This window comes from Wolbachia endosymbiont of Glossina morsitans morsitans, assembly GCF_000689175.1.
Classification (GTDB): domain Bacteria; phylum Pseudomonadota; class Alphaproteobacteria; order Rickettsiales; family Anaplasmataceae; genus Wolbachia; species Wolbachia pipientis.
The window spans coordinates 1-5318 of the sequence record NZ_AWUH01000133.1; the positions used below are offsets into that span (position 1 = coordinate 1).

3 protein-coding genes and 2 pseudogenes are annotated in these 5318 nt (G+C 35.5%); 2 read left to right on the forward strand and 3 right to left on the reverse strand.

Annotation, left to right across the window (positions count from 1 at the left end; all coding sequences use genetic code 11):
• Positions 1–393: 393 nt before the first annotated feature.
• A pseudogene (ccmA, locus tag WGMM_RS03330) lies at positions 394–1016 on the reverse strand (heme ABC exporter ATP-binding protein CcmA).
• Between the two features lie 3 nt (positions 1017–1019).
• Complete coding sequence (locus WGMM_RS03335; RefSeq protein ID WP_038250101.1) at positions 1020–1451, reverse strand: hypothetical protein; 432 nt, start codon at positions 1449–1451, stop codon at positions 1020–1022.
• 197 nt (positions 1452–1648) lie between these two features.
• Here WGMM_RS03335 and aspS point away from each other — a divergent pair, with 197 nt between their 5' ends.
• Positions 1649–3451, forward strand: coding sequence for an aspartate--tRNA ligase (gene aspS, locus WGMM_RS03340; RefSeq protein WP_038250105.1), 1803 nt, complete (start codon positions 1649–1651; stop codon positions 3449–3451).
• A gap of 61 nt (positions 3452–3512) precedes the next feature.
• Positions 3513–4775 carry an MFS transporter gene (locus WGMM_RS03345; RefSeq protein ID WP_038250103.1) on the forward strand — a complete coding sequence of 421 codons (1263 nt, stop codon included), beginning with the start codon at positions 3513–3515 and terminating at the stop codon, positions 4773–4775.
• A 7-nt stretch (positions 4776–4782) separates the two neighbouring features.
• Here WGMM_RS03345 and WGMM_RS03350 read toward each other — a convergent pair.
• Positions 4783–5318: pseudogene (locus WGMM_RS03350) on the reverse strand (RluA family pseudouridine synthase); the annotation flags it as partial.

Genomic DNA, 5318 nt, shown 5'->3' on the forward strand with positions numbered 1-5318 from the left:
AGGCCAGTAGCATATTACGGTCTGTTCGGATTATTGTAAAAAGAGCTATAAATGCAGCTAACCTTAGCTATAAATGTTTAAGAAATTTACTAAACAGAAAAAAAAGGCAAAAGAAACCCTAGGGTAGCTAGTTATTCACTATCCATTTTTTAAGCTGGCGTTTTTTTATGTTTTAAACGCTTTATAAGCGCGTTTCAGCTTATGTAGGTAGAAGTTTGATAAAGACATAAAGTGCACATAGTGCAAAAAATTAAACATGAGACGCCAGATACGTGAGTTTTTTGCCATTTTATCTGCACAGAGAAGATAAATAAATAGCTTCAGTGTTTATGATAAGAGGGCTGGCGGAGTTTGTCAAGCAAGTTTTTTATTTCTAGCGGTTGTTGCCAAAAACTATACAAGAAGTCTATTGAAATTACGTATATCAATCGTTGTAAAATCACAAATTGCTCTGTAGAGCTATGCCCTGTAATAATTACTATACCATTTTGCTCAGAGCGTATTGAGATTAGGTTCAGCACTAATTCACACGTTGCACTATCAAGATTACAAAATGGTTCATCTATCAGCCAAACGTTTGCATTAGAAATCAAGAGGCGAGCAAGCGCAACTCTCCTTTTCCAGCCTGCAGAAAGTTCGCCATATCTACTATTAAATACAGGTTGCAACTGCAGGGAACAAATAGCTGCCATAATCAATTCTCTAGTATTTCGTATTCCTGCCCAGAATTCTACGTTTTGAGCAACAGTTAAGCTATCTTTACATGCATTCTTATGGCCTATATAGACCATAGAAGGTATATAGGATTTTGGATCATCATATATATCTTTTCCGCAGTGCCTTATATTGCCTGATACCGGCGGTAAAAGTCCAGATAAACTTCTAATTAAGCTGGTTTTACCACTACCATTTGGACCAGTGATTAGAATCTTTGATTTTAGCTCAGCTTTAAAACTGAGATTCTTAAATAGTACCTTATTATTACGAGCGCAGGATAAATTTTCACATTCAAGCATGGATTATCTGCCCTTTCCCTTATGTTTACCTTGAGTTGAAGCCTGAGCTTTAACAAACAGCTCCCAAAATCCTTTCTGTCCGCCTTCGCTATGTATCAATTGTGCAAAACGCTTCATTAAACCATTACCCATTATAACCATCTTTGTCCATTTACCTACAGGTTTTGCTATGTCAACTATTTCTGGATCTTCTTTATAAACTTGCACATCTTTTTGTTTCTCGCGTAGCATTTCCTGTTGCTTCAGCAACTCTTTTTGCTTGTTTTTTTGATACAATTCATTGAATTTTCTGTCTTCTTCCCACTCTTCTTTAAAAACTTTTCTAGGAAATATGATTTTTCTAATGCGATTTTTGTATATTTTTCTCAAAAAGAGAAATACTTTGACTATAGCAAGTAATGCTATACTATATATAATGATTTGTCCGAAAGACATTTTCTGTACTCAGCTTATTACAAAGCGCCACTTATATTATACCATAATTATAGAAATTGTGCAATTTTTGTGTGAGTAAAGACAGTATAAAAGTAATACTGCTCTATTTCGTAAATTGCACAAATATCCGACAAATGGGCTTGTATGTAGTAAGGTTTATTTCTATACTTCTTAAAGAATTTAGAAGTGAAACAAAAATGAACTGCTACAAGACTCACATGTGCAATGAATTAAGGAAGAATGATGTAGAAAAGGAAGTTACCCTTTCTGGATGGTTATACCGTAAGCGCGATCACGGCAACCTAATCTTTGTTGATTTAAGAGACTTCTATGGAATCACTCAACTAGTATTTAATAATGACAAAGACTTTTTTGATGAGATATCAAATTTAAAATTGGAGAGTGTAATTACTGCTACAGGAATAGTTGAAGCTAGAACTGAAGATACGGTAAACACCTCTATCGCAACCGGGGAAATTGAGGTTTTAGTTAGCAATTTGCACGTTGAATCGGAAGTCGAGTTCCACTGTGATGAAGAAATAGCGAAAGAAGAAAGAAGTATATTAGCGAGCATTGCTGGCGAACAAAAATACCCGGAAAATATGAGATTTAAATATCGTTTTCTTGATTTAAGGCGTGAAAAAGCCCGCAACAATATTATTCTGCGCTCACAAATTATTGCAGAACTCCGCAAGCTCATGATAAAGCAAGGGTTGTTGGAAATTCAAACTCCAATACTCACTGCTTCGTCCCCTGAAGGTGCACGTGATTATTTGGTGCCAAGCAGACTAAATCCTGGTAAATTCTATGCATTGCCGCAAGCTCCACAGATTTTTACGCAATTGTTCATGGTCTCAGGGTTTGATAAATATTTTCAAATTGCACCGTGTTTCCGTGACGAAGACGCAAGGGCTGACCGTTCTCCGGGAGAGTTTTATCAGCTAGATCTTGAAATGTCTTTTGTAACTCAAGAAGACATCTTTCAGATTATTGAGTCTACCTTATATAGAGTGTTTGCTAAATTTTCTCGTAAGTCTGTTGATAAAGATTTTCCACGTATTACATATAAAGGAGCAATGCTTAAATATGGTTCTGATAAGCGAGATCTGCGCAATCCACTATTAACCAGCGATGTTACAGAAATTTTTCGTGATTCAAGGTTCAATATTTTCAAAAGCAATATTGAGCGTGGTATGGTAGTGAGAGCCATCCCTGCACCTAAAACAGCAGAGGAACCACGCAGCTTCTTTGATAAAAAGATAGAACATGCGCAAAAAGAATTCGGTGCTAAGGGTCTCGGATATATAACGTTTGATAAAGATGGAACTGCGAAAGGCCCAATTGCTAAATTTCTTGATGAAAATAGGCTAAACCACATAAGAGAAGCAACAAACATAGAGCCAGGAGATAGTGTATTTTTTGCTTCTGACAAAGAGAATGAGGCGGCAAACATTGCAGGAAAAGTACGTACTCTTTTAGGGTCAGAACTCAGTCTTATAGATGATAATATCTTCAAGTTTTGTTGGATCATTGATTTTCCATATTTTGTATATGACGATAAAAGTAAAAAAATCGATTTCTTTAATAACCCATTCCCCATGCCACACGGTGGTCTGAAAGATTTAGAGGACAAAAATCCACTGGATATCCTTGCTTACCAATATGATCTTGTTTGCAATGGAATAGAACTGTCAAGTGGGGAAATTCGTAATAACAAACTGGATATCATGTATAAAGCTTTTGCCATTGCAGGTTATAGCCGGGGAGAAGTTGATACAAGATTCGGTGCACTTGTACGTGCATTCAGATTTGGTGTTCCTCCTCATGGTGGAATAGCACCAGGAGTTGATAGAATAGTTATGCTGCTTGCTGATGAGCCAAATATTCGTGAAGTAATCTGTTTTCCTATGAACCAGCAAGCTGAAGATGTTCTAATGGGTGCTCCTTCCAAGGTGGAGGATAAGCATTTACGTGAATTATCCTTGAAGGTTATTGAATGAAAAATTTTATAGCAAGGAGCACCGGTTAATGATATATTAGGTTATGTTAAATTGAAAGACCATGAATAATGTCCAAAAAGCAATACTATCGGGCATGATCTGTAACATGATTGTGTGGTATGAACTCACTCTTTTTGGAGTATTAACAGATACAATCATCAACGTTTTTTTCCCATCAGAAGATCATTATTTGAGTACACTCAAATTCCTTGGTGTTTTTGCAATTGGTTTTGCGTTTAGACCAATTGGTGCAGTAATTTTTGGTTATATGGGAGATAAGTATGGCAGAAGAAAGACCTTACTTACTTCAGTAATATTAATTTCAATATCATCCACAATTATGGGAATTATACCTGGGTATAAAGAAATAGGGTTGCTTTCACCTGTATTGCTTGTGTTTTGTAGAATAGTGCAAGGAATAACTGCAGTAGGTGAAACAAGCATTAATACAGCATTTACGATAGAGCATTCAAAAGATAAAAAAAATCTAGGTTTCTTAGGAAGTATGAAGCCCTTTAGCGGAGCCCTTGGAACGCTCTTATGCATAACAATGATATTTATCTGCAAAAGAGTTACAGGTAAGAACTATGAAATATGGGGATGGAAGTTGCTTTTTTATTTTTGCTTTTTTTTGGGGACAATAGGTTTTCTAACTAGGTACATATTAAAAGAAAGCTTAGCATATAAAACTAATAAGTACGCTAATAATTTAGCACATTCACCATTGTTAGAACTAGTAAGAAACTATAAAAGACCGCTTATTATTTCAATCAATCTGGGAATTGCTCAGAATGCAATTGTCTACGCAGCAATAATGTTTTATAATATATCAATAAAAGAGCTAGTTATTTTATCTATTAGTGTTAAAGATTTAATGAGGATAGTAATACAGGTTGTATTTGCAGCATCTGCGGTACTTTTTGCAATTTTATCTGATAAAGTTGGAAGAAAACGCGTAATGATTCCTGTACTGATTATGCTATCTCTGATTGGTACATGTGTATTACCATTATTATCTTCCGTTAACCACTATGTCGTAATAATAACTTACTTATTGATTACTATACCAGTAGGTGCATCTTTTGGAATATATGGCTCTGTTATTTGTGAACTGTTTCCAACAAAAGTAGGATGCACTGGCGTAAGCTTAGCAAATAATATATCTGCAGGAATTTTTGGTGGCCTTTCTCCATACATATGCATGTGGCTTATAGAAAAAACCGAAACAAAACTTGCAGCAGGCATTTATCTTACTGCCTGCGCATTAATTAGCCTAATATCTGTGCTTCAAATTAAAGCCAAAGACAGAAAAGTTGATTGGTGAAATCGTTTCAGTCGAAAAATAGCGCTTCAATGGATTTTTCGATGTGTTTAGTGATAGGAGCGGCGATAGTGATTTCTTTATTGTTTGGCAGTTTTAAAGATAAAGAATGCGAATGAAGGTGAATTTTATTTGCTATCCCATCAATAAAAGCTTTTTTACCACCATATTTACCGTCACCAAGAATAGGGCAATTTATATGAGCTAAATGTGCACGTAACTGATGGGTTCTGCCGGTAATTGGTTGTAATTTTAAATAAGCAACATTGTGTTTGGATTTTGCTATAATTGAAAAATGCGTAGTGGCATTCTGAGGTGAATTTTCATCAACGACCACTTTTTCTTGACCTGAAACATATTTTTTCACCAATGGATAGTCTATTGTTCCACTATCCTTGCTCGGTATGCCAGAAGTTAATGCTAAATAAGTTTTTTTTACTCTTCGTCCTTTAAAATTCTTCCATAAGGTATCTGGCAACATTAGCGTTGCGTGCGAATATTATCACTCCACTCGTATCTCTATCTAGCCTATGGACAATTTTAAAT